The organism is Microcystis aeruginosa LEGE 91341, from assembly GCF_015206885.1.
In the GTDB taxonomy this organism is placed as follows: Bacteria; Cyanobacteriota; Cyanobacteriia; order Cyanobacteriales; family Microcystaceae; genus Microcystis; species Microcystis aeruginosa_H.
Genome location: NZ_JADEXY010000239.1, coordinates 1 through 2,717 on the forward strand (window position 1 = coordinate 1; position 2,717 = coordinate 2,717).

At 42.4% G+C, this 2,717-nt stretch carries 3 protein-coding genes; all 3 read right to left on the reverse strand.

The genetic code is table 11. From position 1 onward, the window contains the following. Positions 1-25 precede the first annotated feature (25 nt). The 3 genes from IQ234_RS20490 to IQ234_RS20500 all read right to left on the reverse strand — a co-directional run bounded on the left by IQ234_RS20490 (position 26) and on the right by IQ234_RS20500 (position 2,477). Entirely contained in the window at positions 26-670 is a 645-nt protein-coding gene (locus IQ234_RS20490) for a pilus assembly FimT family protein (RefSeq protein WP_193958425.1), read from the reverse strand. Further along, the gene (locus IQ234_RS20495; protein WP_193958427.1) at positions 648-1,112 is read right to left on the reverse strand and encodes a type 4 pilin; all 465 of its coding nucleotides are present in this window, start codon (positions 1,110-1,112) and stop codon (positions 648-650) included. The genes IQ234_RS20490 and IQ234_RS20495 overlap by 23 nt, the downstream gene beginning before the upstream one ends. A gap of 471 nt (positions 1,113-1,583) precedes the next feature. Next, positions 1,584-2,477: a DMT family transporter gene (locus IQ234_RS20500; RefSeq protein WP_193958426.1), complete on the reverse strand. Its 894-nt coding sequence runs from the start codon at positions 2,475-2,477 to the stop codon at positions 1,584-1,586. Between the last annotated feature and the right edge of the window lie 240 nt (positions 2,478-2,717).

Genomic DNA, 2,717 nt, shown 5'->3' on the forward strand with positions numbered 1-2,717 from the left:
CTCCCCATCTCCCCTAATCTAGGGTTCAGTTCGTTCCATCGAGACGGATTTGACAATTACTGGCATCGAGGTTAGTTAGAGAAGTTCCAGTATAAGTACCTTGTTTAATTATTCCTAACAAAGAAGCGATAACTAGACATTTTTTTTCTTGGTTGGGATGGGGATCGGCGGTGGCATCGGCGGCGGAATATAATACGATTATCGCTTGGTTTTGCGGCGGAACAAAGGTTAACCCCGGCACATGACCCCGAAAGGAAAACTGCACACCCGGACTGCCGCTCCCAGGAGGAAAATTCGGAAAATTATCCACCACCATAAATACTTCCTGCGGCAGACTGAAGGAACCCGCATTAGTATTAGTCGCCACTAAACAACCTGGGTCAGGGTTGGAGTCCTCATCTAAAGCGGTTATTTGCGAGTAAACCGTGGGATTATTGCCAGTCCCTTCAGTAAAATTAATCGTGCAATTCCTCCCTCGACGGATAGCTTGTCTTTGGGCATCCTCTAGGGCTAATTGTATAGCATCGGTGGCTTCTTTGACTTTATTGCTATTCAACCAAGCTGATAAATTAGGTAGGGTTAAGGCGGCAAGAATTCCCGTAATTGCCAAAGCTACCAAAATTTCTAACAGGGTAAAACCCTGATTTTTATGGACATTTAAACGACGCATCGGGAATCACCTCGACAGAACTTCTAGCAATAACATTTTCTTGGTTGTGGTCATCGTCAGCAGTTTCACCTGTTGCTAACTGGACTTGATAATCAATACGGAGACGATGGGGATTAGCCGAAGTAATATTAAAAGTTCGATACAGAGAATAGTTTTTACCGACAATTGTTCGGTCGGGGATGGGAGTAGCCGTTAGTTGTCCTCTTAAAGCTGTGGCATAACCCTGATTGATATTTGTACACACATCTGGACTGACATAACTGGAGCTATCATCTAAAGTCGAAGCTAAATATTTGACATCCTCAAAATCTTCTTGAATCCAAAAGTTAGCTTGAGTCTGTCTTTCTGCCCGAACTTTATATAAGGCAGTGAATGCCATTAACTGTAGGGTTCCTATTGAGAAAGCGGTAATAGTTAAAATGGCAATCATCACTTCTAACATCGAGAAACCCGACTCGGATGACGGCAGTTTTGACTGTATCCCCTTTCCTTTTGATTTCACTTTTCAAACCCCCGTTTTTCCTGAAACCTACTGACTTTTTTATATCTCAACTACAGATTACCCAGATAATCGAATATTTCTAACTTTAGTCAGGGAATTAATTCCCCGAAAACCCTATTTTTCAAGTGAGTCAGATTGTCTAAGTAGCTGGTTATAATTAAATTGAAGATATATCCCCCCTTAATCCCCCTTTGATAAGGGGGGTGCTGATCCCCCCTTAATCCCCCCTTGATAAGGGGGGTGCTGATCCCCCCTTAATCCCCCCTTGATAAGGGGGGCATCCGCAAGTTTTTAAGACCTACCTACTTAAACTCTCATGCAGTTAGCATTTTACACTAATCTAGCTTTTGTCTGTGGTTACAATCGGCGATCGAGATTACACTTAACCAGTAATTTAGATACACTAATAGCTTATCCGCCTAAAATAGCAATTCCTACGCCGATTAATAGAATTAATCCCCCATAAATGACTTCTTGGGGGGGGATTTCACTAAAAATGAACACTCCTAACAGACTAGCGGCGATTGGCTCTAATAAAATTACCATGGTTACTATTGTTGGTGCTACCCATCGCAAAGCCCAGTTAAAGCTAGTATGACCGATTAATTGCGGAAAAATCGCCATCATTAACACATAAACATACACGGATAGGGGATAGCTTTCGTAACCTTGACCGAATAAAAAAATAGGAGGTAATAAAGCTAATCCTGCGGTAGTGTAGGCTACAGTTATATAATTCTTAATATTTAATCCCTTTCTTTGTGCTTCCCGTCCGAGGAGAATATAACCACTGACGAGAATTGCCCCAATTAAAGCCAAGCTATTGCCCAATAAAGGGTTAGGATAAGAACTACTGACATCTCGATCGGCTAAAACAATCAATAATCCCCCCGTTAGAGCCACAAAGATGCCGATAAAGGTTAATTTACTCGGTTTTTCTCGAAACCACCACCAACCCAACAGAGAAACCCAGAGAGGATTAGTGGTGACTAAAGTGGTAGAAGCGGCGATCGAGGTGTAGGATAGAGAAGTAATCCAAGTAGCAAAATGGAGAGCTAAACAAAATCCTGCCCCCACTGCGTAATAATAGGCTTGAATAGGGACTTTTTGGCGTGATAAGGTCAACCAGTTCGGAATTAGGACAACAGAAGCCAATATCAGACGGGAAGTCGCTAAAAATAAACTAAATGCGATCGTAGCATTACCTACCGCTTCGATCGCTAACCGGATAAAAATTGCCGATGCAGAAACCGACACCACACCGATAGTTAAGATAAAAATGATTTTGGCGTTAGAAGGAGGCAAAATAGGCTACTCTTGCGCGATGATCGATGATGTTATTTACCAGTTATTTTAACCGTAGGCAGTAGCCGGTCGTCAGTTATAAGTAAGTAGTTATAATTAAATTGAAGATAGATTTTGCGTCTGATCCCCCCTGCCCCCCTTGATAAGGGGGGTGCCGATCCCCCCTTAGTCCCCCCTTAATCCCCTCTTAATAAGGGGGGCATCTGAGAACTTTTAACACCTACCTACTTAATTCATAAT

What these genes read in the sequence shown, in the direction of transcription:
- IQ234_RS20490 (WP_193958425.1), bottom strand. Translation starts at nt 670, where the DNA reads ATGCGTCGTTTAAATGTCCATAAAAATCAGGGTTTTACCCTGTTAGAA.
- IQ234_RS20495 (WP_193958427.1), bottom strand. Translation starts at nt 1,112, where the DNA reads ATGTTAGAAGTGATGATTGCCATTTTAACTATTACCGCTTTCTCAATA.